This is a genomic window from Aureimonas sp. ME7, assembly GCF_903970965.1.
Classification (GTDB): Bacteria; Pseudomonadota; Alphaproteobacteria; order Rhizobiales; family Rhizobiaceae; genus Aureimonas.
Map to the genome: position 1 here is coordinate 1 of NZ_CAJCKW010000005.1, position 25915 is coordinate 25915.

Consider the following 25915-nt stretch of genomic DNA (forward strand, 5'->3'; position numbering starts at 1 on the left):
CCCCCCCCCCCCCCCCCCCCCCCCCCCCCCCCCCCCCCCCCCCCCCCCCCCCCCCCCCCCCCCCCCCCCCCCCCCCCCCCCCCCCCCCCGCCGCCCAACGATCCCATACGGAATCGAAGGAGGAAACTGCCAGCCGGCCTGTAAGCCGGGTTCTGTGCCGCAGCCGAAACTGCGCGGCGACCATTCCTCTGGGACGCCGCTCGCGCGGCGCCTCTAGCAACCTACCCGGACGACGGCCCCGGAGCGGGTGACGGTTGCCCGTCGTGTCGTCCCTATTCGGTCTTGCTCCCGGTGGGGTTTACCATGCCGCCGTCGTTGCCGAAGGCGCGGTGGGCTCTTACCCCACCCTTTCACCCTTACCGCGACGGGTCGCCCGGTCGCGGCGGTCTGCTCTCTGTGGCACTATCCCTGGGGTCGCCCCCGCCGGGCGTTACCCGGCACCGTTTCTCCATGGAGCCCGGACTTTCCTCCCCCGGCGTCTTTCGACATGTACCGGAAGCGGCCGCCCAGCCAGCTGGCGCCCCGCGTGTCGCGCGCCGAGGCTAGCCTGTCAAGGCGCCCCATAGATCAGAGCTGGGCGAGGATCGTGCGGACCTTCTGGCAATAGCGCGCGGAGGTCGGGTTCATGCGCTTGGAATAGTGGCCGGCGTTGTATTTCAGGATCGTGCCGCACAGCGTGCCGTCGCCACGCCGCTCGGCACCCGCCAGATACTTCATGCCGTACTTGATGTTGACGGCCGGATTGTAGAGGGCGTTCGCGTCGCCATCGAAGCCCATGTCCCGGGCGGTCGCCGGCTTGATCTGCATCAGCCCGATCTCGCCGGCCCGTCCGGTCACGTCGATGCGGTAGTTGCTTTCCACCGACACGATGGCATGCGCCAGTTCGATCGGAACGTCGTTGGCGCGCGCTTCGCGCTCGATGATGTCGGCGAAGGGGCGGGCGGCCAGGGTCGCTTCGGTGTCGTCGGTCTCGACTGCGTCGGTCTGCTTGGTGATGGCGGGCTCCGCGACGGGAGCGGTGGACGTGGAGGATGCGGTATCGGCTTGGGCACCGGAAATCTGGGCAAGCAGAAGCGTCGCGGCGCAAGCCGCGGCAGGCAGTCGATTCATCGTGGTTCCGTGGATTCTCGAGGCCCCCTGTCGAACGGACGGGCGCCCTACCCCTCATGAGCCGCCCGATACGCGGCGGCGATGACGGAGGAGCTTTTCCCGCACGAAACGACCCGCAATGTGGCCCTCCGTTCACGGAGTATTAACGAGTGAAACAATTCGGCAATACGGGGGAATCGAGGCTTGCGCCTAGCTTGCGGACGGCCGGGTGATCAGAAGCCGATGCAAGGTCGCGATAGACCCCATGTCCGCGACCCCGTCCAAACGGCTCGGCCGGAAATGACGCTGGAACGCGAGGGTGTTCAAACGCGTTGCCTCATCGAAGGTTCCATCGATTTTTTGATCGTATCCGTAGGCTGCCAGAAGCCCCTGGTAGGCTTCGACCGGCTGCCCTCGATCCCCCAGCGTCAGAAATCGACCGCTGGGCGCTACGACGGGCTCCGTCCAATGGCCGACGCCAGCGAGGAAGAGTTGATCCCAAGGGAACAATTCGCCGGGATCCTCCTTCCGATCGGGCGCGATATCCGAATGGCCCAAGATCGAATGGGGCGCGATCGACCACCGCGTGACGCAATCGCGACACAATTCGATCACTGCCGAGACTTGGGCGGTTGGGAATGGCCGATATCCGAACTCGTGGCCGGGATTGACGATCTCGATGCCGATCGAGCGCGAATTGACGTCGCCTCGGCCCGCCCAAGACGAGACGCCCGCATGCCAGGCGCGTCGCGCCTCGGGCACGAGTTGGACGATGCGGCCGTCCTCCTCCACGACGTAATGCGCGGAAACCTCGCTGGCGGGATCGGTCAGGCGCTGGATCGCGGCCTCTCCGGTCTGCATTCCCGTGTAATGAAGGATCAGGAGTTCTGGCTTGGCTCCATCCCGCCGCTCGTTGTGCGAAGGCGACGGGACGATCTCGGAGACCAGCGCGCTGTCGGGCGTCACGTCACCGCCATCCGGCCGACGAGAGACCAGGCGGCGTTGATCGCCTTCATGCGCTCCGTCGCGATCGCCATGAACTCCTCCGGCACGCCGCGAGCCGCGAGACGATCGGGATGGTTCTCCTTGACGAGCTCGAGATAGCGTTTGCGGATCGCCTCCGGCGGATCGTCCGGATCCACGCCTAGAACGGCAAAGGCGCCGTCGACGCCGCCGCGAACATGCCTTGCCTTGACGCGCTCGAACTCGGCCTCCGTCAGGCCGAAGATTTCCGCGACGCGGCGCAGGAACTCCAGTTCCCGCTCATGGACGTAGTCGTCCGCCCCCGCGATATGGAAGAGACCGTCGAGGACATCGCCGAGCAGCGCGCAATCTCCGCCCCCGCCCCCATCGCACAAACCGCGCATCTTGGCGGCGTAGATCTCGAAGCCCGCCGTATCCTGGCGGGCGAGGTCGTAGAGGCGGAAGACGTTGCGCACCTCGCTCGGCGGAATCTTGAAGATTTCCTGGAAGGCGCGGATCTCGTTCTGGCTCACCACGCCGTCGGCCTTGGCCATCTTGGCCGCGAGCGCGATCATCGCCACGGAGAAGGCGACGCGGCGACGCGTTTCGCGATCCCCCGCGAAGGCGGAGCGGACACGCTCGACGATCGCCTCGACCGCTTCGGCACCCGAAACGGAAAGGTCGCGCAAAAGCTGCGCCAGTGTGGAGAAGATGGACATGGCCGACGAACCCCTTCGCCCCGAAGCGAATCCGCCGGGTTTTACCGCATCGCGTCGAAACGCATAAGAGGCGCGATCGAGCCGCGCCTTCCACACCCTTGGAATCGAGAGGGGCCCGCACCGATGGGTGCAGGCCCCTGCTTCGACCTTACGAAGGGTCGATCCAAGCTTACTGGGTAGTCGTCGTGCCGGTGGTGCCGGTCGTGCCCGTTGCCGGAGCCGGCGTCGTGGTGGTCGTCGTACCGGTGGCCGGGGCGGTGGTCGTCGCCGGAGCCGTGGTGGTGGTCGACGTACCGGCGGCCGGCGTCGTGGACGAGGAATTGCTGTTGTCGGAGCATGCGCCGAGCGCCAGCATCGAGAGGGCGCCAACGGCAATGGTCAAAGAACGCATGATCATTCTCCTGATATGGAACTGACCACACAACGACGCCAAGACCGGTTCGGTTCAATGCCTTCCGATCACGCATCGTGACAAAAGATTACGCAGGCGGGAATTCATTCGATCGTGAATTCGAAGTCCGGTCAGCCCGAGGTAAGGCTCCCGCACGAGTTTGCGGGTTGATCCGCCGATGATGACGCCGACACGGGAAGCCGCATGAATTCGACCCTCCGTTCGTTTTCGCGTGCGCCGTTGGCGGCGCGCCTCGTCGCCGTGGCCTGCGCGGCGCTTCTCCTTGCCGGTTGCCGCAGCGCTTCGCTCGATCCGAACGACCTCGGCCTCACCCCGCTCGGTGGATCGAAGCCGTTCCACTACCCCGTCCACGGGATCGACGTGTCCAAGTACCAGGGCAAGATCGACTGGGACTCGGCGCGTCTCGGCGGCGTCGCCTTCGCCTATATCAAGTCCACCGAAGGCGGGGACCGGGTCGATTCGGCCTTCCAGCGCAACTGGGACGGAGCGGGCGCAGCCGGAGTGCCGCGCGGCGCGTACCACTTCTTCTACTGGTGCCGGCCGGGCATCGAGCAGGCCCGCTGGTTCATCCAGAACGTTCCGCGCGACCCCCTAGCCCTGCCCCCGGTTCTCGATGTGGAATGGACGCCGGACTCGCCCACCTGCACCCGCCGCCCGCCGCGCGACGAGATGGTGCGCGAGATGACCGCCTTCATGGACGCCCTCGAAAAGCACTACGGCGTGCGCCCGATCATCTACGCTCCGATCGACATCCACCGCGATCGCCTCGTCGGCACCTTTCCCAAGCACCAGTTCTGGCTGCGCGGCGTGAAGGACCATCCGAGCGAGAACTATCCGGGCCGCGACTGGCGCTTCTGGCAATGGACGGCGACCGGCACGGTGCCGGGCGTCGCCGGCGAGGTGGACCGCAACGCCTTTTCCGGCTCCAAGGCCGATTGGGACGCTTGGTTGAAAGCGCATCGCCCCGCCGCCTGACGGCGCTTCTTCAAACCGCCCGATTTGCCGTTTCTACGGCGCACACGAACGATCGACCGAGGAGCCGTCCGCCCGCCATGGCCGCAACCTTCAAACGCCTGATGCTCGCCTCCACGCTTCTCCTGGCCGGCGCCTCGGCCGCCGCGGCCCAAGGGGCGCAATGCGGAGGCAACTGGAACGGCTTCCTGGACGGCGTCCGCGACGAGGCCCGAGCCAAGGGGCTGTCGGACGCCGGCATCGACCGGGCGCTCGCCAACGTGCGTCAGGACGAGAAGGTCCTGTCGCGCGATCGCGGGCAGGCCGTGTTCCAGCAGGAATGGAGCCGCTTCCAGGGCCGCATGGTCAACAAGGACCGGCTGGTGCGAGGCCTCGCCAACCTCAAGAAGTACGATGCGACCTTCCGCGCGGTGGAACGGGAGACCGGCGTGCCGGGCGCCGTGATCACGTCCTTCTGGGGCCTGGAAACCGACTACGGTGCGGTGCTCGGCGACTTCGACACGCTGAGCGCGCTAGCGACGCTCGCCCACGACTGCCGGCGCCCGGAAATCTTCCGCCCCCACCTGATCTCGGCGATCGAGCTGGTGGATCGCGGCTATCTCCCCCCGGACCAGATGCGCGGCGCCTGGGCGGGCGAGCTCGGCCAGACGCAGATGCTGCCCGAAGACTACATTGCCTTCGGCACCGACCAGGACGGCAACGGGCAGATCAACCTTCTGACCGACGTGCCGGACGTCCTGATGACGACCGGCAAGTTCATTCAGTCCATGGGATGGCAGCGCGGCCAGCCCTGGCTGGAGGCGATCCGCGTGCCGGCCGACTTCCCGTTCGACCGTGCCGCGCTCGTCAACAAGGAGCCGCGCCGCGCCTTCGCCGCGCTCGGCGTCACGAAGTCGGACGGCTCGCCGCTCGAACGGGACGACGTTCCCGCCTCCATCATCCTGCCGCAGGGCAAGGGCGGGCCGGCCTTCCTCGCCTTCCCGAACTTCGACATCTACCTCCAGTGGAACAATTCGCTGACCTACTCGCTGACCGCCGGCTATTTCGGCACGCGGCTGGCCGGCGGCCCGCCGGTGGACATGGGCAACCCGCAGCCCGGGCTCGACGGCGACCAGATGAAGGTCCTGCAGAACCGGCTGGTTTCGCTTGGCTACGACGTCGGCAAGGTGGACGGGATCCTCGGCGCCAACACGCGCGCGGCGGTGGCGAGCGAGCAGGCCAAGCGCGGCTTCGCTCCGGACGGCTGGCCGACCACGCAGTTCCTCGCCGCATTCAAATGAGCATTCCGGCAGGGTCGTTTCGACGAACCTGCCGGACAAGGTTTCGGGTCTCGTCCGCCGCTGATAACAGGGGGCGGGCGAAAACGAGCCGCCGACCTTCGAGACCCCGGACCTCATGAACGACGCATCCCCCTTTCGCGACACGCCCCGACGCTACGGGCTCGTCAGCCGCGCGCTGCACTGGGCGGTCGCCTATCTCCTGCTTTGGCAGTTCCTGACTCTCGCCGGATGGAAGCTGATCGGCGACGGCGAGGTGATGCGCACCGTGTCCGAGTTCGGCCCCTATCACGGAACGGTCGGCGTCCTCGTGCTGGCGGCGTTCGTGCCGCGCGTGATCTGGCTCGTCGTCAACCGCCGCCGCCGGCCGAAACAAGCGCGCACGCCGCTCGGCATCCTCGCGACGGCCGGGCATCACACCCTTTATCTTCTGATGTTTCTGGTGCCGGCGCTGGCGCTCCTACGCGCCTATGGCAACGGCAAGGGCTACACCCTTTGGGGCTTCCAGCTCGTGCCCACCACGGGCGAACGGATCGAATGGCTGGTCGCGACCGTGAACTGGCTCCATTCGCCGCTGGCCTGGGTCCTGGCCGCCATGATCGGCGGCCATATCCTCATGGCGCTCTTTCACCATACCGTGCGCCGCGACGACACGCTCCGCCGCATGGCGGGACCGATCCGAGCTGTCTCTCCGCAGGCCTGACGCGTCTTCGGCCGGAGAGGCGGCTTAGGCCGCCTTCTGCCAGCCAGCGCCGCCGGCCTCCGTCAGCAGGAACGCCTCGCCACATGCCTTCGCCAGCGTTCGCACGCGAAGGATGTAGCTCTGCCGCTCGGTGACGGAGATGACGCCTCGCGCGTCCAGAAGGTTGAACGCGTGGCTCGCCTTGATCGCCTGATCGTAGGCCGGTAGCACGCAGCGATGCAGGGCCTCCCCGGCGGTCGGCGCGCCGGCGGCGAGGATCGCCGCGCATTCCTTTTCGGCGTCGTCGAAATGCTGGAGCAAGAGCTTGGTGTCGGCGATCTCGAAGTTGAAGCGCGAATATTCCCGCTCCGCCTGGAGGAAGACGTCGCCGTAGGTGACCTTCTCGTCGCCCTCGCGCCCGTTGAAGTTCAGATCGTAGACGTTGTCGACGTTCTGGACATACATCGCCAGCCGCTCGAGACCGTAGGTCAGCTCGCCCGCGACCGGCGCGCATTCGATGCCGCAGACCTGCTGGAAGTAAGTGAACTGCGAGACTTCCATCCCGTCGCACCAGCATTCCCAGCCAAGGCCCCAGGCGCCGAGCGTCGGTGATTCCCAGTCGTCCTCGACGAAACGGATGTCGTGCAGCGACATGTCGACGCCGATCGCCTTCAGGGAGCCGAGGTAGAGCTCTTGCAGGTTGGGCGGGTTCGGCTTCAGGATGACCTGATACTGGTAGTAGTGCTGCAGGCGGTTGGGGTTCTCGCCGTATCGCCCGTCCTTGGGCCGGCGCGACGGCTGGACATAGGCCGCGTTCCACGGCCGAGGCCCCAGCGCGCGCAGCGTCGTCGCGGGATGGAACGTGCCGGCGCCGACTTCCATGTCGTAGGGCTGAAGAACCACGCAGCCGTAGTCCGCCCAGTAGCGGTGAAGCGCCAGGATCAGCCCCTGGAACGAGCGTTCGGGCCGCATGTGGGGCTGGAGTTCGGACATCGCGATCGGACCTTCGGAAATGCGCGGCGTCGGGATCGCCGGTTCGAGCGCCCGCGAGTTGCCACGCCCGGTTCCCCGGGGTCAAGCCTTCGGCGGAAAGGTCAGTCCCGGCGCAGGCGATACACGCCGTCGAGATCGCGCTCCAGCGTGCCGTGCGCGCCGGTTCGCGTTTCCGCCTCGGCCCGCTTGTTGCGCGCCACGACGCGCGCCGTTTCGCGGCGCAACTGACGGAAGCCGAGATAGGCGGCGGCACTCACCATTCCGAAAAGCAGGATGGGCATCACATCGACCATGGTTCACCTCGTCGGCAGTATCGGAAGCGTTTCGGGCGAACGCAAGGCGAAAGACGAGGCGCTCAGAGCCCGAAGCGCGCCCACATCGCTCGTTCTTCGGCCACACCGAAGGCGGCCTCCACTCCGGCCCCGACGAGCGAAGCCGCCGCGCCACCCGGCCGGCGCGAGAACAGCCCTCGTTTTTCTCGAATGACGGCAAGCTTGGCCTTGTCGCCGTACTTCTCCCGGACGACCGAGCGCAGATCGCCCAGGCGATCCACCAGCCCGAGTTCCAGCCCCCGCGTGCCGGACCAGAACAGGCCGGTGAAGAGATCGGGATGGTCGGAGAGCTTAGGTCCGCGCCGTGCCTTCACGAGGTCGATGAAGGTCTGGTGAACGTCGAGCTGCAGCGCCTTCAGATGCTCCACGTCCTCCGGCCGCTCCGGGCGGAAGGGGTCGAGGGTCGCCTTGTTCTGACCCGCCGTGTGGACGCGGCGCTCGACGCCCAGCTTCTTGATCAGATCGACGAAGCCGAAGCCGCCGGACACGACGCCGATGGAGCCGACCACGGACGAAGGGTCGGCGACGATCTCGTCGCCCGCGCAGGCGATCATGTAGCCGCCGGATGCCGCGAGGTCTTCGCAGGCGACGATGACGTGTTTGTTCTTTTCCACCGCCAGGTCGCGGATCCGCTGGAACACGAGGCGCGACTGCACCGGCGAGCCGCCCGGCGAATTGACGAGGATCGCGACGGCCGGCGCCTTCTTCTGCGCAAAGGCCTTTTCGAGAAGAGGAGCCACCGACTGGAGAGAGATCGAGGAGCGAAGCGGCGAGCCGCCCGACATGATCACTCCGTTCATCCGAACGACGGGAATGACGATGTCCTTCGAGCGGAAGCGCTGGGGCACGAGCTTGGCGAGCGGATTGGGCAAGGGAGCGGCCTTATACGTCGAGAGAGCCTGTCGGCGTCCCTCGCATGTAGGATCGCCTCGCCCTCGCGCAAACGGCTGGCGGGGCCGCTCAGTCCATCGTGATCCGCAAGGCGCCCTCCCCGAGCGCTTGGTTGGTAGCCTCGTCGAGAAGCAGCATGGGAAGAAGGCGCAGCGGCGCCCGCGAGCCGCGCCGGGCGGAAACCAGGAGCCGGACGGCGGGCGCATCGCTATGCGAATGCACCGGACGGATGCGAAGATCGCCGAAGCGGCCCATCGCCGCAGAGAGGATTTCGCCGAGCTGATCCGGCCGCCCGATCATCACGAGCTCGCCGCCCTGGCGCAGAAGCGCCGCCGAGACACGCAGCCAGCGATCGACGAAGTCCGCGTCCGGCGCGACTTTGGCCGCGTCGCGCAAAGGGTCCGGCGAGCGCCGGCCCGACGAAGGGTGAAAGGGCGGATTGGTCAGGACGAGGTCGAACGCACCGTCGCAAAGCCCTGCTGCTTCGCGAACCGGGCGCTGCGCCGTCACGTCGAGGCGGGCAAGTTGCAGCCGCGCCGTCCAGGGCGCGTTTTCCGGCAACAGGAGTGTCGCCTCGGCGAGAGTGGCCATACGCTCGTCGCGCTCAGCCATCACAACCTGGAGGCCCGGCGCCCGAACGGCGGCGGCAAGAGCAACGGCGCCCGCGCCCGATCCGAGATCGACCGCCCGACCCTTCCGCTCCGGCGCGACGGTGGACGCCAGGAGCAGCGCGTCATGTCCTGACCTGAGGCCCGCCCGCCTGGGCTGAAGAAGATGGAACCGGCCGGCGAAGAAGGCGTCGCGGCTGAAGTCTTCCCCCGCCAACCGATCAACCCGCGATGTCGGACAGCTCGTGCCCGAGGTCGGCATCGCGCAGCAGGCGGCGCGCCTGCGCGATCTCCTCCTCGTCGACCAGGAGCCGGCGCGGCAGGATGCCGATCGAGCCGTCGAGAACGCTCATGTGACTGTCGGCCAGAAGATGCGCGATCCCGGCGTCGCGCAGGAGCGCTTCGGCAAAGGACAGGAGGACCGGGTCGTTGGAGCGCAGGAGTTCGATCATTCCCCCCAGTGGCCCCAAACGGCTCCGTTCCGCAAGCGATCTCGCCCGTTCGGAGCACCGATCGTGCGATTCAAACGGCCACGCGTTCTCCCGAAGCACTTGCCGCCCTTCCCCGGCCCGGTTATGCCGCGCGCAGCGAACGGAGAAGTCCAGTGAACCTTGCCAGCCCCCTGGATCAGCACCGAGCGGTCGCCTCGATCGATCCGATCCTCGGCTTGACGCGCGCGGACATGGAGCGCGTCAACGCGCTGATCCTTTCCATGGCCGGGTCGAATGTCGAGCTGATCCCCGAGATCGCCGAGCACCTGATCTCGTCGGGCGGCAAGCGGCTGCGCCCGATCCTGACGATCGCCGCGGCGCTGGCCTTCGGCTACGAGGGCGAAGGCCACGTCAAGCTCGCCGCCAGCGTCGAGTTCCTTCACACCGCGACCCTCCTCCACGACGACGTGGTGGACGAAAGCGACCTTCGACGCGGCCGTAAGACCGCGCGCACCATCTGGGGCAACCAGGCGAGCGTTCTCGTCGGCGACTACCTCCTCGGCCAGGCCTTCAAGATGATGGTCGAGGTCGGCTCCATGCGCGCGCTCGCCATCCTGTCCAACGCATCGGCGGTGATCGCCGAGGGCGAGGTCTGGCAGCTGTCCGCGGCCAAGCGCCTCACCACGACCGAAGCGGACTACATGGCCGTCATCGGCGCCAAGACGGCGGCCCTGTTCGCCGCCGCCGCCGAAGTCGGCCCGGTGATCGCGGGTGCGGGCGCCCCGATGGAAGCGGCGATGCGCGACTACGGGCTCCATCTCGGCCTCGCTTTCCAGCTGGTGGACGACGTCCTCGACTACGGCGGCTCCGCTTCCGATCTCGGCAAGAATGTCGGCGACGATTTCCGCGAGGGCAAGATCACGCTGCCGGTGATCCTCGCCCATCAGGCGGGCGACGAGGCGGAACGCGCCTTCTGGCGCGGCGCGATGGAGGAAGGGCGGAGCGACGACGCGGCGCTCGCCGAGGCGCGCCTCCTGTTCGACCGGCACGGCTCTCTGGAAGCTACCAAGGCGCGGGCCCGCGAGCATGGGCGGCTGGCAGCCCAGGCGCTCGGGGCGCTCCCGCCCTCGCCCTACCGCGACGCGCTGGAAGACGTGGTCGCCTTTTCGGTCGAGCGGATCCGCTAGCGCGCTGGCGCTTTGCGCCGTCGCAAAATAAACATGCTGGAAGCGGAAGGGTAACGGGCGACGAGCGGCAGGATCTGCGACGCCCGATGCGGCAATCTCGCGCGGGCGGCAGCGGCCGGATCGCGAAAAGAGGGAATTCGACGTGGACAAGACCAGCATCTCGCGGATCGCACTCGCTGCCGCCATCGCCGCAACGCTGCTGGCCGCTCCGGCGCGCGCGCAAAGCGAGACGGCGCCGGACGCCGCGCCCGTCACCGGGACCGAGCGCGCCACCGTCGACGTCCAGTCGCTTTCGGGCGCCTATCTCGCCGCCAAGATCGCACGTGAGAACCGGCAGCCCGGTATCGCCGCCGACTACTACGACGAGGCGCTGCGCCTCGACCCGACCTCCGAGGTGCTTCAGCAGGAGGCGATGTTCGCCTATCTGGCGGACGGCCGCTTCGAGAAGGGCGTCGAACTCGCCGGCAAGCTCGAGAAGAACGCGGACATCGGCAAGGTCGCCCAGATCGCGCTCGCCCTCGATGCGCTGCACGACAAGCGATACGACGCGGCGATCGAGTCTCTCAAGCTGCGCGATACCAGCGATCTCGACTCGCTTCTCGTCGCCCATCTCTCGGCTTGGGCCGATGCCGGTGCTGGCCGCAAACAGGAAGCGATCCGGCGGATCGACGACCTGCAGGGCGCCTCCTGGTTCGCCGCCTTCAACCAGTATCAGACCGGCCTCCTCGCCGGCTTCACCGGTGATACGGAGCGCGCGCGCACCGCGCTCGGCGCGCTGATCTCCGACCAGGGCTCGGCCCAGACCTCGGTGGACGCCTACCTCGCCGGCGCCGAAGCGCTGGCGCGCCTCGAAGCGCGGGCCGGCCGCAAGCAGCAGGCGCTCGACGCGATCTCCAAGGGCCTCGACCTCGCCCCCGTCTACGAACCGCTGACGCAGCTTCGCTCCGAGATCGAGGCCGGCAAGGACATCGCCGCCCCGATCGACAGCGCGCAGGCCGGCGCTGCCGAAACGCTCTACATCCTCGGCCAGGCCATCAACCGGGGAGACGGGCAGGATGTCGCGCTCCTCTACTTCCAGTTCGCCAAGGCGGTGTCGAACAAGCCCGACGCCAAGCTGCTGACAGCTCTTGCGGGCGTCGCCGACCGCTCCAAGCAGATCGATCTCGCGATCTCCTACTACGAGCAGATCCCCGAGACCTCGCCCTTCCGCCGCACGGCCGAGCTTCAGATGGGGCTCGACCTTTGGCAGGCCGAGCGCAAGGAAGAATCCAAGGCACATCTGCGCAAGGCCGTCGCCAACTATCCCGACGACCTTCAGGCCCATCTCGCCTTCGCCGACGTTCTGGCGGCGGATAAGGAATACGGGGAAGCCGTCAAGCTTCTCGACCGCGCGATCGAGCTGGCGCCCGTCGACGGGCCGAACAACTGGAACATCTACTACCAGCGCGGCATCGCCCACGAGCGGCAGAAGGAGTGGGACAAGGCCGAATCCGACTTCAAGCGGGCGCTGGAGCTGCAGCCCGATCAGCCGCAGGTCCTGAACTACCTCGGCTATTCATGGGTCGACATGGACCGCAATCTCGACGAGGGGCTGCAGATGATCCGCACCGCCGTCGATCTGCGCCCAAACGACGGCTACATCATCGATTCGCTCGGCTGGGCCTACTACCGGCTCGGCCGCTACGACGACGCGGTGGAGCAGCTGGAGCGCGCCGTCCTGATCACGCCGGCCGATCCGACGATCAACGACCATCTCGGCGACGCCTATTGGCGCGTCGGCCGCCAGCGCGAGGCGCGCTTCCAGTGGAACCGCTCGCTCGTGGGAGACCCGAAGCCGGAAGAAGCGGACGCCGAGCGCATCCGCCGCAAGCTGACCGAAGGTCTCGTGGTGGACGGCAAGCCGGTTCCCCCGGGCACGCCCAAGCCCGTCCAACAGCGGGCGTCCAACGACGCCGGCGAGACGGCGGACCCGCAGCCCAACTGAGATGGACGCGCTCGTTCCCGGATCGACCACCGCCCGGCTGACGGCGCGCGCCAAGATCAACCTGGCCCTGCATGTTCTCGGGCAGCGACCGGACGGCTACCACGAACTCGAAAGCCTCGTGGTCTTCGCGAAATACGGGGACCGGCTGGAGATCACCCCGAGCGACGCCGATCGCCTTGTCATCACGGGATCGTTCGCGGATGGGGTTCCGACGGACGAGCGCAACCTCGTTCTTCGGGCGCTTCGACTGGCGCGGGAGGTGGCGGCGGAAGCCGGGCTCGGCATCCCCCCCTCGCACATCCGGCTCGAGAAGAACCTGCCGCACGCCGCCGGGATCGGCGGGGGCTCGGCCGACGCGGCCAGCCTGCTGGCTTACGTCGGACATCTGCACCCGGCGATACGAACCGTACTCACGAGCCGCGCAGTCGAGCTTGGAGCCGACGTGCCGATGTGTCTTCACGGCCGGCCGTCGCATGTGCGCGGCATAGGGGAAGACGGCCGGGATATCGGGGCCCTCCCCTTTCTTCCCCTGCTTCTCGTGAACCCCGGCGTCTCGGTTTCCACCCCTTCGGTCTTCGGTGCCTTGGCTCGGCGAGAGTGGCCGCCGCTGCCGCCGGTTCCGGAGGCAGGGTTTGGCACGCAGGACGAACTCCTCGCCTATCTCGCGCAAACGCGGAACGATCTTCAGCCTCCCGCCGTATCGATCGCACCCGTCGTCACCCAAGCGATCGACGCGGTCGCGGCGACCGGTGCTCGGCTCTCCCGCATGTCGGGATCGGGCGCCACGGTGTTCGGGCTGTTCGGCGACGAAGCGGCGCTTCGCAATGCGGCGACGCGGTTGAGGGAGGTCCACCCGGAATGGTGGATCCGCGAAACGCACTGCGCCGGAACGGGATCGATCCATGAGTGAGCGCGACTTCATTCCGCTTTCCATTGCCGTCCTCACCGTGTCCGACACACGGGACGCCGCCAACGACCGCTCCGGCGACACGCTGGCCGAGCGGCTGCAGGGCGCCGGCCACCGGCTCGCCGACCGCGCCATCGCGCCGGACGATCGCGACGCGATCCGCTCGCGGGTGCTCGCATGGTCGCAGGACCCCGGCATCGACGTCATCCTGACGACGGGCGGAACGGGCTTCACCGGCCGCGACGTGACGCCGGAAGCGCTGGAGCCGATCTTCGAAAAGCGGATGGACGGGTTCTCGGCCGTGTTCCACCGGGTGTCGTTCGAGACGATCGGCGTTTCGACGATCCAGTCGCGCGCCACCGGCGGCGTCGTCAATGCGACCTTCGTCTTCGTTCTGCCGGGCTCGCCCGGCGCTTGCCGCGATGCCTGGGACCATATCCTTGGCCCCCAGCTCGACTACCGTCACCGCCCCTGCAACTTCGTCGAGATCATGCCGCGCCTCGACGAACACCTCCGGCGCAAGGCGGGCTAGCCGCGCGGCGCCCTCACCGGCCTCATCCGTTCTATGGTTGCGAGCCCTGATCCCGCTTGGGCGAGCTTTGCCAGTTCCCCCTTCGGCAGGAGGCGTCCGCCCCGCCGGGGTCCGAGCAGTCGTTGTCGAAGGGTGCGCGGACCAGCCTCGGGCAGAAGAAGGGGACGGTGACGTGAGCCAGGCGACCCGGCCGAAACATGACGGATGGTATCGTCCATCCAACCCTCGCCAAGCCGCACGCCGGCCGCGAGGACGAGAACCCAATCCCCCTTGAGCCGGTCGACGTGTCGCAGACACTCCGCCTCGGCTTCCAGACGGCAACCGGCATGTTCGGCGAGCCTACGCGCGTCGCTCTCACTTACGTCCAGCACCACGACATCGCGCACGATGCCCTCCACCGCGCCGCTGATCAGCGGCGGCAGGCCGATCGCGAGCGTCGCGGCATCCCGAACATCGTGAATCAACACCGTCAGCATGGCTTCCGCAGTAGCGCGAGCCGAAGCGATCTTCCAGTGCCTCGATCCGTCGCTCGGTTTGTTCTTGTATTGTTCTCTTCGAATGCATAGGATTGGCGTCATATCGGGGTCGCATCCGAAGGGAACCCAGTCCCATGTCCGAGATCCGCAGCATCGACCGTTCCGCCCTTGCCCATGGGCAAAGCGTCGATATGGCGAACCATATGCTGAACCAGTCGGGGCTTCGCGTCGGCTTCGACCGGCGCCGCGGGCGCGGCGCCGGGCTCAATCCGGCGGGTCGCTACGAGCCCTTTTCGCGGGCCGCCTTCGACGACGGCTGGAACACGATCGACGAGTTGCCGGCGTTCAAGACCGAGGTCCAGAACGAGGCGGCGCGCACCATCATCACGCGCAACACCTCGCCCGACATTTCCTTCGAACAGTCGGTGAACCCCTATCGCGGCTGCGAGCACGGATGCGTCTATTGTTTCGCGCGTCCGAGCCATGCCTATATGGGTCTGTCGCCCGGTCTCGACTTCGAGTCCAAACTCTTCGCCAAGCCGAACGCGGCCGAGCTTCTGGAAGCGGAACTGTCGAAGCCGGGCTACGAGCCGAAGTCGATCGCCATCGGCACCAACACCGATCCCTATCAGCCGATCGAGAAGACGCGGCGCATCATGCGCGACCTTCTGGAAGTGCTGGAGCGGGCCAATCATCCGGTCGGCATCGTGACGAAGTCGGCGCTGGTCACGCGCGACATCGACATTCTCCAGCGCATGGCGGCCAAGGGATTGGCGCGCGTTGCGATCTCCGTCACCACGATGGACCGCAAGCTGGCGCGCACCATGGAGCCGCGCGCGGCAACGCCCGCCAAGCGCTTCGAGACGGTGCGCCAGCTGACGGAGGCGGGCATCCCGACCATGGTGATGACGGCACCGATCATCCCTGGTCTCACCGATTCCGAGATCGAACGACTTCTGGAGGCGGCCCGGGAAGCGGGTGCGCGCGAGGCCGGCTATGTCCTTCTCCGCCTGCCACTGGAGGTTTCGCCGCTCTTCAAGGAATGGCTCCTGCGCCACTACCCCAACCGCTTTCGCCATGTGATGACGCTCCTACGCGCGATGCGTGACGGGAGGGATTACGATCCCGAATGGGGACAGCGGATGACGGGCAAGGGTCCCTACGCCCTGCAGATCCGCCGCCGCTTCGAGTTGGCCGCCAAGCGGCTGGAACTCAATCTCGAACGCAGCCGGTTGCGCACCGATCTGTTCCGCTCCCCCAAGGGCGGCGGCGTCCAGCTTTCGCTTCTTTAGCGCATCGCGCTCCTCATCGGCGGCGGTTCCCCACCTCGCACCGCCGATCGGCGCGCCGGTTTTCCAACCCCGGCCGGCGCGCTTGTGAAGGATCGGAGAATGCGCGAGTTTCGCCGCATCATGACTCGCCATCTCTCCGATCCTTCCTCCCCTCTTCGCAAACCCCGCACTCGCAACATCGCGTCCAGGATACTCGTCGGCCCCGACTCCAATCGTGAGGAAGCCCTTCGCAAAAGTGGATGCCGCCTCGTTGCCGGCGTCGACGAGGCGGGCCGGGGTCCGCTGGCGGGTCCCGTCGTCGCCGCTGCCGCCATCCTCGATCCCGAGCACATCCCGGCGGGTCTGAACGATTCGAAGAAACTGACCGCTGGGGATCGCGAACGGCTGTTCGAAGAGATCCTCCGCTTTGCGGTCGTCGGTGTTGGAAGCGCCAGCGCGTCGGAGATCGACGAAATCAACATCCGGCAGGCGACCTTTGCCGCCATGCGCCGAGCGCTGGCCGGTCTCGCCGTGAAGCCCGACCATGCGCTGATCGACGGGCGCGACGTCCCACCGAAGCTTCCCTGCCTCGCGACGGCCGTGATCGGCGGCGATGCGGCTTCGCTGTCGATCGCTGCCGCCTCGATTGTCGCCAAGGTGGTTCGCGACCGGATGATGCATCAGCTCGGGCTGGCGTTTCCGCTCTACGGCTTCGGTGCGCACATGGGCTACGGAACGCCCGCGCATCTGACTGCCATCCGCACGCACGGTCCCTGTCTCCATCATCGGCGGACTTTCGCGCCGGTCCGCGAGCAGCTGATGCTTGGGATCTGACGTCGAGCATCGAACTTCGCAGCAGCCCGCCGGGCGGCGGGTTGCGATGCTAGGTATGGAGCGCAAGGGGTCGCCCGGCGGCGACATCCCCGGTTCCGGCCGCTCGATGGACCGCTTCGCTTGTTTCAACGACGGTCCGCGCCGTTCATTCGGGCCCGGAGACTTCCGCCAAACAGTCCACGGCAAAAAGAAAGCCGCCCCGGAGGGCGGCTTGCTAACCGTCTTGGAACGATGCGGGATCGGATCAGTTCAGCCGGCGCCGAACGTCCTCGATAGAGCGCTGGGTCATCTGGCCGTCACCACCCAGATTGCGCTCAGCGATGATACGCGTCGCGGCATCCACCGCGATGTTGACGGCGGACGCACGTACCTCGGCGATCGCATCGGCCTCGGCCTGAGCGATCTTCTGTTCGGCGACCTGGGTGCGGCGAGTGACGTATTCCTCGCTCTTGACCCGCGCCTCTTCGACAAGAGCCAGCGCCTCGCGCTGCGCGCTGGCGACGATCTCGGACGCCTCGGTTTCCGCCTCGCGGCGGCGACGCTGGTAGTCGGCCAGCTGGCGCTTGGCCTCTTCCTTCAATTCACGCGCTTCCTCCATCTCGTTCTCGATCCGCTTGGCGCGGTTGTCGAGCGAGCGGGCGGCGAAAGCCGGCGCCTTGAAGTAGACGACGATGGCGAGAAACAGGACGAGGCCGATCAGCGCCCAGAAAGTTGCATCGAAAGCCATGTCACTTCTCCTCAGGCGCGGACAGCGCGCACGGCGTTCGAAACGTCTTCGCGCGGAACGCTCGTCCCGGTCAGTTCGGTCAGGATGGCGTCGGCGGCCTCTTCGGCGATCGTGTCGACATCGGCAAGAGCCTTCGCCTTGATCTCGGCGATACGAGCCTGGGCGGATTCGAGCTTGGCGTCGAGTTCGCCCTCGATGCGCTTGCGCTCTGTGTCGGCGCCGGAACGCGCGGACTCGCGGGCGTCGAGCGCGATCTTCTGCGAGTTGGCGCGGGCGCTCGCCAGTTCCTGCTCGTAGGCGGCCTGCGCCTCGTCGGCGTCGGCGCGCATCCGCTCGGCGGCTTCCAGATCGGCCGCGATGCGCTCGCGACGATTCTCGAGCACGGAGGCGATGCGCGGCACGATGGTCTTCGACAGCACGTAGTAGAAAATGCCGAAGGTGATCGCCAGCCACAGGATCTGGGAGGCGAAGAATTCCGGGTTCAGCGGCGGAAAGGTCCCGCCCGCTTCGTGCGCGCCTTCCGGCACGCCGATGGCTTCGGATGTCGGGGGGGTCGGGGATGTTGTCAACGGAGTACCGTGTTCGACCGGGTGCGCCTCGGTCTGTGCATAAGCTTCAGTGACGAACATGTCCAACTCCGATGATACGGGTCCGGCCGCCCCTCCCGGGGCGGCCGGCTGCACAATCCCGAGAAACGCTGCTTAGACGAAGAGAAGAAGCAGCGCGATGAGCAGCGAGAAGATGCCCAGAGCTTCCGTGACGGCGAAGCCGAAGATCAGGCGGCCGAACTGGCCGTCGGCAGCCGACGGGTTGCGCAGCGCGCCGGTGAGGAAGCTCGAGAAGATGTTGCCGAGAGCGAGAGCCGTGCCGGCCATGCCGAAGCAGGCCAGACCAGCGCCGATGTAACGTGCAGCTTCCGCGTCCATGAGAAACTCCTTTGATTGGATCGTGCGGTGAAAGGGTCTGCGGCGCTCGAAGAGGAAGCCGCAAGACGAGGGGAAGCGGTCAGTGGTGAACGTGAACCGCGTCGTTGAGGTACATGCAGGTCAGGACTGCGAAGACGTAGGCCTGCAGGAAGGCGACCAGGAACTCGAGGGCCGTGATGCCGACGGTCATGAGAAGCGGAAGGATCGCGCCGCCGACGCCGATGGCGCCGAGCGCACCGAGCGAGGTCACAAAGCCCGCGAACACCTTGAGGGTGATGTGGCCCGCCAGCATGTTGGCGAAGAGTCGAACCGAGAGCGAAACCGGGCGCGACAGGAACGAGATGACCTCGATCAGCACCACGAAGGGCACTACGGCCGCCGGAACGCCCGAGGGAACGAACACCTTGAACCAGCCGAGTCCATGGCCCTTGATGCCGGCCACGACCACCGTGCCGATCACCAGAAGGGCAAGGCCGAAGGTGACGATGAGATGGCTGGTGACGGTGAAGAAGTAGGGGAACATCCCGAGGAGGTTCGCCACCAGGATGAACATGAATAGCGAGAACACGAGCGGGAAGAACTTCATCCCGTCGCGGCCCGCCGCATCGCGCAGCATGGAGGCGATGAACTCGTAGGACAGCTCCGACACCGACTGCGCGCGGTTCGGAACGAGACCCCGGCCGCGGGTCGACCAATAAAGGAAACCCGTCGCAACGGCGACGGTGGCGACCATGAACAGGGAGGAGTTGGTGAAGGAAAGATCCAGCCCGCCGATTTCGATCGGGATAAGCCGAGAAATCTGAAACTGATGAAGCGGATCGTTCGCCAAACGCCTGGTCCTCTTATGCTCGCCCTCTCGGAGCGAACCTGCCATAGCGTCCCGAACCGCGCTTCGCAACACCCATACGGGCGAAATGGGGGCTTCCTCCCCCGTGAGTTGCCTTATCGTGAACGCGGGTCCGTCGGCGTCGTGGTCTGGCTGGTGGAGCGGATAACGTTGAGCACGCCCGCGCCGAAGCCGAGAAGAAGGAACACGATCAAGCCGAACGGCAAGGTGCCCAGCAGCGTATCGACGCCGTAGCCGATCGCCCCGCCGACCAGCACTCCGGCGATGAACTCGCTCGCGATCTTGAGGCCCTGCGCCATGCCTTGGAGGCCTCCCGGGCGATCGACCTCCGGCTCCAGCGTCTTCTGCGTGGACTTGAAGCGATCGAGGCGCTCGCGCAGACGGGCGCGGTCGGCTTCGAGCTCGGCGTCCGTCGGCCGCATGTCGTCGTCGCGATCGCTCATGGATTTCTACCCTTCACTGGCCGTCGGGTAAGCCGCGCCCGTTCACGTCTGCGTGTTACGGACCGGCGTGTCCCCTCCTGTCATCTAAGGCGCCCTCGGACCGTTCGAAAGGCCGATTCGCGGCTTAGCGCCAGCCGCCGCCGAAGGTGCGGTAGAAGATGTGGTAGCCGATCTTGTCGACCCGCTGCATCGTCGCCGCCCAACGCGGCTTCACGTAGGTCGCGTGGTAATGCGTCGCCGAGCCGACCTCGGGGATCCAGGTTTCGCCGCGCGTCACCTCGCCGGCGATGCGTCGGGCGGTGCCATAGGCGCGCTTGTTCCAGATCACGTCCTTGATGCCGTCGCATGCGAAGGAGAACTGGCAGCGGTTGCGCCATTCCTTGTTCTGGTAGACCACGCCGCAGATCGTCTTGGGATAGGCGGGGTTGCGCACGCGGTTGAGGATGACCTGGGCAACGGCGGCCTGCCCCTGCTCCGTTTCGCCGCGCGCTTCGAAGTAGATGCCGTTGGCAAGACAGGTCTGCTCCTTCTCGGTGAAGGAGGAGGCGGGCAGGATCGACGCGGCCCAGGCATGGTCCTTCTCGCCGATCGGGGGAATGAAATCGGCGCCCGGCGGATGGAGCACGGCGTCAAACAGGCTGGACGAGCCCGGCTTCGAATCCGGCGCATAGGCCGCCAGCGTCTGCAACGCATCGACCGTGCCGGCCGGAGCGCCGTCCTCGTCGTCAAGCGTGGCCACCTGCACGGCGTCCGGCGTCGCGGGGGCTATGCGAACCCCGTCGGCCGGTCGGCGAAAGGCCGCCATCAAGGTCGATCCTCCGCCCGCGGGCGTCGGGCCGGCCAGCGCCGTGCGCATCTCGTCGTCGCCGAGCGCCAAGCCGGGACGCAGCAGGTTGGCAGCCGAGAACACGGAGCCGGCGGCGAACTTCGGCTGCACCTGAACCAGCGGACGCGGCCCGACGCGCCCTCCCCGCTCGGCCTGAACGCGCCGCGAACCATCCGCGACGAACACCGCGCCTTCGCCGAGCGGCGCGCGCATGTCGGGGGCGGCATCGGCGAAGTCCGGATCGTCGGCAAAGGCGGAAAGGGTCAGGAGCAGGTCGGCGGCCCCATCGCGACCAGGCCCGGAACTCGAGCCCGAGGATACCAGCGCCGTCGGCACGAGAGGCAGAAACAGAAGCGAGATCCCGAGCGCCAGCGCATGCCGTCGCAGCGCCGCGACCCTCGCGCCGCCGGTCTTTCGTCCCGGCCTTGGGGCGCGGTGTGTGGCTCGCGTCATGATCGGCTTCCGAGGGTTTCGATGGAAGCCGATCATCCCTCATTAACCTTAGTGAGCGGTTAACGAGGCGTCCTAGCGGTCGTCAGCGCGATTTCGCCTTGTGGGCGAAGGGATTGTCCGACTTGCGCATGGTGATGCGGATCGGAATGCCGGTGAGCCCGAACTGGTCGCGCAGGCCGTTGACGAGATAGCGGACATAGGCGGTGCCGACCGCTTCGGGACGCGAGGTCGAGATGATGAAGGTCGGCGGACGCGACTTGATCTGCGTCATGTACTTGATGTTGACGCGGCGGCCCGCAACGGCCGGCGGCGGATGATGCCCGACCATGCGCTCCAGCCACTGGTTGAGCTTGGCGGTGGAGATGCGGCGGTTCCAGGTTTCGTGGGTTTCCGTCACCGCCTTCATCAGGCGATCGAGCCCCTCGCCCGTCGCGCCCGCGACCGTCACCGCCTTGACGCCCCGCACCTGCGGCAGGAGGCGTTCGGTCTTTTCGCGAAGGTCCGCCAGCGTCGCCTGTCGGTCTTCCACGAGGTCCCACTTGTTGAAGGCGAGAACCGGCGCCCGGCCCTCCCGCGCGATCAGATCGACGATCGTCAGGTCCTGCTTCTCGAACGGCACGGTGACGTCGAAGACGATCACCACCACCTCGGCGAAGCGGATGGCGCGCAGCGCGTCGCCGACGGAGAGCTTTTCCAGCTTCTCCTGGACGCGCGCTCGCCGACGCAGGCCCGCCGTGTCGAACATCTTGATGCGCCGCCCGCGCCATTCCCATTCCACCGAGATGGAATCGCGCGTGATGCCTGCCTCCGGCCCGGTCAGCATCCGGTCCTCGCCGAGGAACCGGTTGACGAGGGTGGACTTGCCGGCGTTCGGTCGGCCGACGATGGCGATGTTGAGCGGCTTCGTCGCGTCGTAGCGCTCGATCGGCTCGCCGTCCTCGTCGAGCTCGATCTCGACGCCGGTGGCGTCGGAGTCCGCTTCCGGTTCCGCGAACGCTTCTTCGCCGAGCGCCTCGACGATCGCGTCGCGCAGGTCGCCCATGCCCTCGCCGTGCTCGGCCGAGATGGCGCAGGGCTGGCCGAGGCCGAGCGCGTAGGAATCGTAGAAGCCCGCGTCAGAGCCCCTCGCCTCACTCTTGTTGGCGACGAGGATCACCGGCTTGTTCTTGCGGCGCAGGAGGTCGCCGAACACCTCGTCCTGCGGGGTGATGCCGCTCTTGGCATCCACCACGAACAGGGACAGGTCGGCGTCGTCGATCGCGATCTCGGTCTGGGCACGCATGCGCCCTTCGAGCGTCTCCGCGCCGGCGTCCTCGAGCCCGGCCGTGTCGATGATGCGGAAATCGAGGTCGAGGAGACGAGCCTCGCCCTCGCGCCGGTCGCGCGTGACGCCGGGCCGATCGTCGACCAGCGCCAGCTTGCGGCCGACGAGCCGGTTGAACAGCGTCGACTTGCCGACGTTCGGCCGCCCGATGATGGCGATGGTGATCATGGTCGAAAGGTCCTTCGCGTCACGCCGGCGGCTGCGACGGGGCGGGCGCAGCCGGCGCGGCGGCGGGGTCCGTGGCGGGAGTCGGTGGCTCCGGCGTCGGCGCGGGCGCAGCCGAAGCGGGTGCCGGGGCCTCGGTCGGCGCCTGCGGTGCGACAGTGGTGGCGGCCGGGGCCGAGGCCGCGATGAGTTCCAGCATCAGGGACGCCCGTCGGCGGATGCCGGCCGGTGCGCCGAGGTCTTCCTGAAGCTGGGTGAAGAGCGTGTTGGCGGTGTCGCGGTCGCCCGCCTTCCAGGCGGACAGGCCGAGCGCCTCGCGCGCGGGGAAGCGAAGGGGCTCGGCGTCACCGGTCAGGCGCTCGACGCGGGAGCGGACCTCGTCCTGCGTCCCGGCGTCGACGAGAAGATAGGCGGCGCGAACGGCCGCCATGTCGCGCAGGCTCTGCGGCGTGCCGGAAGCGGCGGCCACCTCGTCGAACGCGGCGATGGCAGCTTTCGGATCGCTCGCGCCCTGCTGCTCGGCTAGCCGCATGCGGGCGAGCGCGGGATAGGCGTTCACGCCGTTGCCGGCGAGCGCTTCCAGAGCGGCACGACCCTCGTCGGTCTTGCCCTCCGTCAGAAGCGCGTTGGCGGCCAGGAGACGATCGCCGTCCGCTGCCGCGACGCCGGCCTGATGCCGCTGCCAGAGAACGTAGCCCGCAACGCCCAGAACGATCAACACCGCCGCCGCGATCGCGATCGTGCCGTAACGCACCCACAGCGTCCGCACACGCTCCTGCCGAAGCTCCTCGTTCACCTCGCGAACGAATGTGTCGTTACTCATGGACGCTCAACCTTGCGCGAATGGACGATGCCGCGCGGTGCGGCCGAAAAGACGTGTCGGCTGCGCTTTTGAACGATTTTTCGGCGCGAAGGAAGCGGGGGACGTCAATTGTCAGAGCGCGGCTTCCACGCGGGTCGCCGCGCCGGCAGGCAGCCAGGCACGCCAGACCGAGGGATAGCGCCTGAGGAAGTGAAGCGCGGCGGCATCCCCGTCCGCCCCGTTCTCGTCCTTCCATCGGAGAACCTGGTTGACGACGGCATTCGTCCACGAGCGATGGGCGAGATAGCTCGCCGGCGCCGGCGCGCCGTGTTCCAGCCGGGCGGAGACGAGGGTCCGCACCTCGGCCGGCGTCCAGGCGTTCGGCTTCGGATCGGGGCATTCCGGCTGCGTCGTGCAGCGAAGCCATTCGGCGCGGTCGAATGGAACGTCGAAGGCAAGCTTCTTCATCGGGTATCGGCCGAGAATGCCGGTCGGCGACCAGTAATAGCCGATCCATCCGCGCCGGGCGGTGAAGGCCGCCTCGATCGACGCGTCGAGCTCCACCGAACTCGCGATCTCCTTCAGGCGAAACCCTTTGCGCTCGCCGCCGGCGGCCCGGAACAGGTTCTCCACCATGATCTGGCAGCCCCAGCCGGCGGGGCAGCCCTGCATCACCCCTTGCGCGCCCTGGTCGTCCTGGAAAAGGTCGGGCCGCGCCAGGGCGTCCGATAGGCGCCGGATCTCGGGATGAGCGTCGGCGAGATACTGCGGGATCCAGAAGCCTTCCTGCGATCCGTCCGCGAGCACCTTCGCGCCGTAGTCGATCCGCCCGAGGCGGACGGCCGCATCGAGTTCGTCGCGAAACTGGTTCACGAAGATTTCGGGCGCGACGTCCGGCTCGCCGCTCGCCGTCATGGATTCAAAGGTCGGCATCGTGTCGCCGGGCACGAGCACGGCGTCGCAGCCGAAGCCGTGCTCGAGGATGAAGCGGTCGATGGCGGCCATCACCTCCGCCGAACCCCAGTTCATCGAGGCGATGCGAACCGTGCCGCAGGTGTTTGTGGGTCCCGCCGCGTCCACCGGAGGTGCAGCGCCCACCGCCAGCATCGTTGCAAGAAAGAGGATGGGACCCGCGCGAAACATCGGCGACCTGGAAGCTCATGGAATGGAAGCGAGGCGGATGCCGCGCCGCCCGTCCCTATCCCCGCTTCGTTTCCGCTCTGTGTCGTCGGGTGCGACCCATCATTCCCACTCGATCGTGCCGGGGGGCTTGGAGGTCACATCATAGACGACGCGGTTGATGCCGCGCACCTCGTTGATGATGCGCGTCGCCGTGTTGCCGAGAAATTCCATGTCGTAGGGGTAGAAGTCGGCCGTCATACCGTCCACCGATGTGACGGCGCGCAACGCGCACACGAACTCGTAGGTCCGCCCGTCGCCCATCACGCCGACCGTCTGCACGGGCAGAAGCACGGCGAAAGCCTGCCAGATCGCGTCGTAGAGGCCGGCCTTGCGGATCTCGTCGAGATAGATCGCGTCGGCCTGCTGGAGGATCGCGATCTTCTCGCGCGTCACGCCGCCGGGGCAGCGGATAGCAAGGCCGGGACCGGGGAACGGATGACGGCCGACGAAGCGCTCGGGCAGACCGAGCTCACGACCGAGAACGCGCACCTCGTCCTTGAAGAGCTCGCGGAGCGGCTCGACGAGCTTCATGTTCATGCGATCAGGAAGACCGCCGACATTGTGATGCGACTTGATCGTCACCGACGGGCCGCCGGTAAACGACACGCTCTCGATCACGTCCGGGTAAAGCGTCCCCTGCGCCAGGAACTCCGCGCCGCCGATCTTGGCGGCTTCCGCCTCGAAGGTCTCGATGAACAGGCGGCCGATGGTCTTGCGCTTGACCTCGGGATCCATCTCGCCTTCCAGCGCGCCGAGGAACAGGTCCTGCGCCTGCACGTGAACGAGCGGAATGTTGTAGTGGTCGCGGAACATCGTGACCACCTCCTCCGCCTCGTTGAGGCGCAGGAGACCGTGGTCGACGAAGATGCAGGTCAGCTGCTCGCCGATCGCCTCGTGGATCAGGACGGCAGCGACGGACGAATCGACACCGCCCGACAAGCCGCAGATCACCCGTCCCTTGCCGACCTTGGCGCGGATCTCGGCGATCGCCTGTTCGCGGAAGGCGGCCATGGTCCAGTCGCCCGGCAGCCCGGCGATGCGGTGGACGAAGTTGGAGATCAGCTTGGCGCCGTCGGGCGTGTGGATGACCTCCGGGTGGAACTGCACGCCGTAGAAGCGCCGCGCCTCGTCGGCGATGGCGGCGAAGGGCGCCCCGGGCGAGGCGCCGACGATCTCGAAGCCCTTGGGCAGTGCGGTGACGCGGTCGCCGTGGCTCATCCAGACCTGATGGCGCGTGCCTTCCGCCCAGATGCCGTCGAACAGGGGCGAAGGCTTCTGCACCTCCAGAAAGGCGCGGCCGAACTCGCGGTGCAGCCCGCCCTCGATCTTGCCGCCGAGCTGGGCGCACATGGTCTGCTGTCCGTAGCAGATGCCGAGCACCGGCACGCCGGCCTCGAAGATCGCGTCGGGGGCGCGGGGCGAGTTCTCTTCCGTCGTGGAAGCGGGAGAACCCGACAGGATCACGGCGCGCGGGTTAAGACGCCGGAAGCCCTCCTCGGCCGACTGGAACGGCACGATCTCGGAGTAGACGCCCGCCTCGCGCACGCGGCGCGCGATCAGCTGCGTCACCTGGGAGCCGAAGTCGATGATGAGGATGTTGTCGGGGTGCTGGGTCATGTCGGACTTCTAGTCAGGCAGTGCCGAAAAACAAGGGGCGTAC

Annotated in this window: 29 protein-coding genes and 1 other RNA gene; 10 read left to right on the forward strand and 20 right to left on the reverse strand. The window is 67.3% G+C overall.

The genetic code is table 11. The features are described from left to right. Positions 1–125 precede the first annotated feature (125 nt). The 4 genes from rnpB to H7A85_RS10270 all read right to left on the reverse strand — a co-directional run bounded on the left by rnpB (position 126) and on the right by H7A85_RS10270 (position 2771). Positions 126–518: RNase P RNA component class A (gene rnpB, locus H7A85_RS10255), an RNA gene on the reverse strand. A 49-nt stretch (positions 519–567) separates the two neighbouring features. Then, entirely contained in the window at positions 568–1110 is a 543-nt protein-coding gene (locus tag H7A85_RS10260; RefSeq protein WP_182085851.1) for a transglycosylase SLT domain-containing protein, read from the reverse strand. A gap of 189 nt (positions 1111–1299) precedes the next feature. After that, positions 1300–2055 (reverse strand): N-acetylmuramoyl-L-alanine amidase, encoded by a 756-nt coding sequence (locus H7A85_RS10265; protein WP_182085852.1) that lies wholly within the window; start codon positions 2053–2055, stop codon positions 1300–1302. Next, positions 2052–2771, reverse strand: coding sequence for a DnaJ family molecular chaperone (locus H7A85_RS10270; protein WP_182085853.1), 720 nt, complete (start codon positions 2769–2771; stop codon positions 2052–2054). Before H7A85_RS10270 ends, H7A85_RS10265 begins: the two co-directional genes overlap by 4 nt. A gap of 185 nt (positions 2772–2956) precedes the next feature. On the opposite strand from H7A85_RS10270, the gene H7A85_RS10275 reads away from it, so the two are divergent. The 4 genes from H7A85_RS10275 (at position 2957) to H7A85_RS10290 (ending at position 6135) form a co-directional block, all read left to right on the forward strand. Then, positions 2957–3187, forward strand: coding sequence for a hypothetical protein (locus H7A85_RS10275; protein ID WP_182085854.1), 231 nt, complete (start codon positions 2957–2959; stop codon positions 3185–3187). A gap of 179 nt (positions 3188–3366) precedes the next feature. Next, on the forward strand, positions 3367–4158 hold the full coding sequence (locus H7A85_RS10280; RefSeq protein ID WP_182085855.1) for a GH25 family lysozyme: 792 nt from the start codon (positions 3367–3369) through the stop codon (positions 4156–4158). A 77-nt stretch (positions 4159–4235) separates the two neighbouring features. Beyond that, the gene (locus H7A85_RS10285; protein WP_182085856.1) at positions 4236–5435 is read left to right on the forward strand and encodes a lytic murein transglycosylase; all 1200 of its coding nucleotides are present in this window, start codon (positions 4236–4238) and stop codon (positions 5433–5435) included. A 115-nt stretch (positions 5436–5550) separates the two neighbouring features. Beyond that, complete coding sequence (locus H7A85_RS10290) at positions 5551–6135, forward strand: cytochrome b (protein WP_182085857.1); 585 nt, start codon at positions 5551–5553, stop codon at positions 6133–6135. A 24-nt stretch (positions 6136–6159) separates the two neighbouring features. Here the strand turns inward: H7A85_RS10290 and H7A85_RS10295 are convergent, their stop codons facing one another. From H7A85_RS10295 to H7A85_RS10315, 5 genes are all read right to left on the reverse strand, one after another. Then, on the reverse strand, positions 6160–7107 hold the full coding sequence (locus tag H7A85_RS10295; RefSeq protein WP_182085858.1) for a glycine--tRNA ligase subunit alpha: 948 nt from the start codon (positions 7105–7107) through the stop codon (positions 6160–6162). A gap of 101 nt (positions 7108–7208) precedes the next feature. Further along, the gene (locus H7A85_RS10300; protein WP_182085859.1) at positions 7209–7400 is read right to left on the reverse strand and encodes a hypothetical protein; all 192 of its coding nucleotides are present in this window, start codon (positions 7398–7400) and stop codon (positions 7209–7211) included. A 62-nt stretch (positions 7401–7462) separates the two neighbouring features. Further along, positions 7463–8311, reverse strand: coding sequence for a S49 family peptidase (locus tag H7A85_RS10305; protein ID WP_182085860.1), 849 nt, complete (start codon positions 8309–8311; stop codon positions 7463–7465). Between the two features lie 88 nt (positions 8312–8399). Further along, entirely contained in the window at positions 8400–9155 is a 756-nt protein-coding gene (locus tag H7A85_RS10310) for a methyltransferase (protein WP_182085861.1), read from the reverse strand. Positions 9156–9159: 4 nt separating this feature from the next. Next, positions 9160–9390, reverse strand: a complete 231-nt coding sequence (locus H7A85_RS10315; protein ID WP_182085862.1) for a DUF2007 domain-containing protein — start codon at positions 9388–9390, stop codon at positions 9160–9162. Between the two features lie 230 nt (positions 9391–9620). Here H7A85_RS10315 and H7A85_RS10320 point away from each other — a divergent pair, with 230 nt between their 5' ends. The 4 genes from H7A85_RS10320 to moaB all read left to right on the forward strand — a co-directional run bounded on the left by H7A85_RS10320 (position 9621) and on the right by moaB (position 13979). Further along, positions 9621–10556 (forward strand): polyprenyl synthetase family protein, encoded by a 936-nt coding sequence (locus tag H7A85_RS10320; protein ID WP_182086099.1) that lies wholly within the window; start codon positions 9621–9623, stop codon positions 10554–10556. A gap of 142 nt (positions 10557–10698) precedes the next feature. Further along, the gene (locus H7A85_RS10325; protein WP_182085863.1) at positions 10699–12540 is read left to right on the forward strand and encodes a tetratricopeptide repeat protein; all 1842 of its coding nucleotides are present in this window, start codon (positions 10699–10701) and stop codon (positions 12538–12540) included. A gap of 1 nt (position 12541) precedes the next feature. Next, the gene (locus H7A85_RS10330) at positions 12542–13450 is read left to right on the forward strand and encodes a 4-(cytidine 5'-diphospho)-2-C-methyl-D-erythritol kinase (protein WP_182085864.1); all 909 of its coding nucleotides are present in this window, start codon (positions 12542–12544) and stop codon (positions 13448–13450) included. After that, the gene (gene moaB / locus H7A85_RS10335) at positions 13443–13979 is read left to right on the forward strand and encodes a molybdenum cofactor biosynthesis protein B (RefSeq protein ID WP_182085865.1); all 537 of its coding nucleotides are present in this window, start codon (positions 13443–13445) and stop codon (positions 13977–13979) included. The genes H7A85_RS10330 and moaB overlap by 8 nt, the downstream gene beginning before the upstream one ends. Here moaB and H7A85_RS10340 read toward each other — a convergent pair. After that, the gene (locus H7A85_RS10340; RefSeq protein WP_182085866.1) at positions 13976–14557 is read right to left on the reverse strand and encodes a hypothetical protein; all 582 of its coding nucleotides are present in this window, start codon (positions 14555–14557) and stop codon (positions 13976–13978) included. The genes moaB and H7A85_RS10340 overlap by 4 nt on opposite strands. A 32-nt stretch (positions 14558–14589) precedes the next feature. Here H7A85_RS10340 and H7A85_RS10345 point away from each other — a divergent pair, with 32 nt between their 5' ends. Further along, positions 14590–15747: a PA0069 family radical SAM protein gene (locus H7A85_RS10345; RefSeq protein WP_182085867.1), complete on the forward strand. Its 1158-nt coding sequence runs from the start codon at positions 14590–14592 to the stop codon at positions 15745–15747. A 99-nt stretch (positions 15748–15846) separates the two neighbouring features. Further along, positions 15847–16560, forward strand: coding sequence for a ribonuclease HII (locus H7A85_RS10350; protein WP_182085868.1), 714 nt, complete (start codon positions 15847–15849; stop codon positions 16558–16560). A 244-nt stretch (positions 16561–16804) separates the two neighbouring features. Here H7A85_RS10350 and H7A85_RS10355 read toward each other — a convergent pair whose 3' ends face one another. From H7A85_RS10355 to guaA, 10 genes are all read right to left on the reverse strand, one after another. Next, complete coding sequence (locus tag H7A85_RS10355; protein WP_182085869.1) at positions 16805–17287, reverse strand: F0F1 ATP synthase subunit B; 483 nt, start codon at positions 17285–17287, stop codon at positions 16805–16807. A gap of 11 nt (positions 17288–17298) precedes the next feature. Then, on the reverse strand, positions 17299–17916 hold the full coding sequence (locus H7A85_RS10360) for a F0F1 ATP synthase subunit B (protein WP_182085870.1): 618 nt from the start codon (positions 17914–17916) through the stop codon (positions 17299–17301). Positions 17917–17988: 72 nt separating this feature from the next. Further along, the gene (locus tag H7A85_RS10365; protein ID WP_055888550.1) at positions 17989–18213 is read right to left on the reverse strand and encodes a F0F1 ATP synthase subunit C; all 225 of its coding nucleotides are present in this window, start codon (positions 18211–18213) and stop codon (positions 17989–17991) included. 79 nt (positions 18214–18292) lie between these two features. Further along, on the reverse strand, positions 18293–19042 hold the full coding sequence (locus H7A85_RS10370) for a F0F1 ATP synthase subunit A (RefSeq protein WP_182085871.1): 750 nt from the start codon (positions 19040–19042) through the stop codon (positions 18293–18295). A gap of 113 nt (positions 19043–19155) precedes the next feature. Next, the gene (locus H7A85_RS10375) at positions 19156–19503 is read right to left on the reverse strand and encodes an AtpZ/AtpI family protein (RefSeq protein WP_182085872.1); all 348 of its coding nucleotides are present in this window, start codon (positions 19501–19503) and stop codon (positions 19156–19158) included. 124 nt (positions 19504–19627) lie between these two features. Beyond that, entirely contained in the window at positions 19628–20782 is a 1155-nt protein-coding gene (locus H7A85_RS10380; protein WP_182085873.1) for a cell wall hydrolase, read from the reverse strand. A gap of 82 nt (positions 20783–20864) precedes the next feature. Next, positions 20865–22274, reverse strand: coding sequence for a ribosome biogenesis GTPase Der (der, locus tag H7A85_RS10385; RefSeq protein ID WP_182085874.1), 1410 nt, complete (start codon positions 22272–22274; stop codon positions 20865–20867). Between the two features lie 19 nt (positions 22275–22293). Then, complete coding sequence (locus tag H7A85_RS10390) at positions 22294–23094, reverse strand: tetratricopeptide repeat protein (protein ID WP_182085875.1); 801 nt, start codon at positions 23092–23094, stop codon at positions 22294–22296. Positions 23095–23205: 111 nt separating this feature from the next. Continuing rightward, positions 23206–24171 carry a glycine betaine ABC transporter substrate-binding protein gene (locus tag H7A85_RS10395; RefSeq protein ID WP_182085876.1) on the reverse strand — a complete coding sequence of 322 codons (966 nt, stop codon included), beginning with the start codon at positions 24169–24171 and terminating at the stop codon, positions 23206–23208. Positions 24172–24315: 144 nt separating this feature from the next. Beyond that, a complete protein-coding gene (gene guaA, locus H7A85_RS10400) occupies positions 24316–25872 on the reverse strand; it encodes a glutamine-hydrolyzing GMP synthase (protein ID WP_182085877.1) in 1557 nt (518 codons plus the stop codon). Between the last annotated feature and the right edge of the window lie 43 nt (positions 25873–25915).

Bases quoted from the DNA above. Each gene is read 5' to 3' on its own strand.
- H7A85_RS10260 (WP_182085851.1), bottom strand. From the start codon at position 1,110: ATGAATCGACTGCCTGCCGCGGCTTGCGCCGCGACGCTTCTGCTTGCC.
- H7A85_RS10270 (WP_182085853.1), bottom strand. From the start codon at position 2,771: ATGTCCATCTTCTCCACACTGGCGCAGCTTTTGCGCGACCTTTCCGTT.
- H7A85_RS10280 (WP_182085855.1), top strand. From the start codon at position 3,367: ATGAATTCGACCCTCCGTTCGTTTTCGCGTGCGCCGTTGGCGGCGCGC.
- H7A85_RS10285 (WP_182085856.1), top strand. From the start codon at position 4,236: ATGGCCGCAACCTTCAAACGCCTGATGCTCGCCTCCACGCTTCTCCTG.
- H7A85_RS10290 (WP_182085857.1), top strand. From the start codon at position 5,551: ATGAACGACGCATCCCCCTTTCGCGACACGCCCCGACGCTACGGGCTC.
- H7A85_RS10295 (WP_182085858.1), bottom strand. From the start codon at position 7,107: ATGTCCGAACTCCAGCCCCACATGCGGCCCGAACGCTCGTTCCAGGGG.
- H7A85_RS10300 (WP_182085859.1), bottom strand. From the start codon at position 7,400: ATGGTCGATGTGATGCCCATCCTGCTTTTCGGAATGGTGAGTGCCGCC.
- H7A85_RS10315 (WP_182085862.1), bottom strand. From the start codon at position 9,390: ATGATCGAACTCCTGCGCTCCAACGACCCGGTCCTCCTGTCCTTTGCC.
- H7A85_RS10320 (WP_182086099.1), top strand. From the start codon at position 9,621: ATGGAGCGCGTCAACGCGCTGATCCTTTCCATGGCCGGGTCGAATGTC.
- H7A85_RS10330 (WP_182085864.1), top strand. From the start codon at position 12,542: ATGGACGCGCTCGTTCCCGGATCGACCACCGCCCGGCTGACGGCGCGC.
- moaB (WP_182085865.1), top strand. From the start codon at position 13,443: ATGAGTGAGCGCGACTTCATTCCGCTTTCCATTGCCGTCCTCACCGTG.
- H7A85_RS10340 (WP_182085866.1), bottom strand. From the start codon at position 14,557: ATGACGCCAATCCTATGCATTCGAAGAGAACAATACAAGAACAAACCG.
- H7A85_RS10345 (WP_182085867.1), top strand. From the start codon at position 14,590: ATGTCCGAGATCCGCAGCATCGACCGTTCCGCCCTTGCCCATGGGCAA.
- H7A85_RS10350 (WP_182085868.1), top strand. From the start codon at position 15,847: ATGCGCGAGTTTCGCCGCATCATGACTCGCCATCTCTCCGATCCTTCC.
- H7A85_RS10355 (WP_182085869.1), bottom strand. From the start codon at position 17,287: ATGGCTTTCGATGCAACTTTCTGGGCGCTGATCGGCCTCGTCCTGTTT.
- H7A85_RS10360 (WP_182085870.1), bottom strand. From the start codon at position 17,916: ATGTTCGTCACTGAAGCTTATGCACAGACCGAGGCGCACCCGGTCGAA.
- H7A85_RS10365 (WP_055888550.1), bottom strand. From the start codon at position 18,213: ATGGACGCGGAAGCTGCACGTTACATCGGCGCTGGTCTGGCCTGCTTC.
- H7A85_RS10375 (WP_182085872.1), bottom strand. From the start codon at position 19,503: ATGAGCGATCGCGACGACGACATGCGGCCGACGGACGCCGAGCTCGAA.
- H7A85_RS10380 (WP_182085873.1), bottom strand. From the start codon at position 20,782: ATGACGCGAGCCACACACCGCGCCCCAAGGCCGGGACGAAAGACCGGC.
- der (WP_182085874.1), bottom strand. From the start codon at position 22,274: ATGATCACCATCGCCATCATCGGGCGGCCGAACGTCGGCAAGTCGACG.
- H7A85_RS10390 (WP_182085875.1), bottom strand. From the start codon at position 23,094: ATGAGTAACGACACATTCGTTCGCGAGGTGAACGAGGAGCTTCGGCAG.
- guaA (WP_182085877.1), bottom strand. From the start codon at position 25,872: ATGACCCAGCACCCCGACAACATCCTCATCATCGACTTCGGCTCCCAG.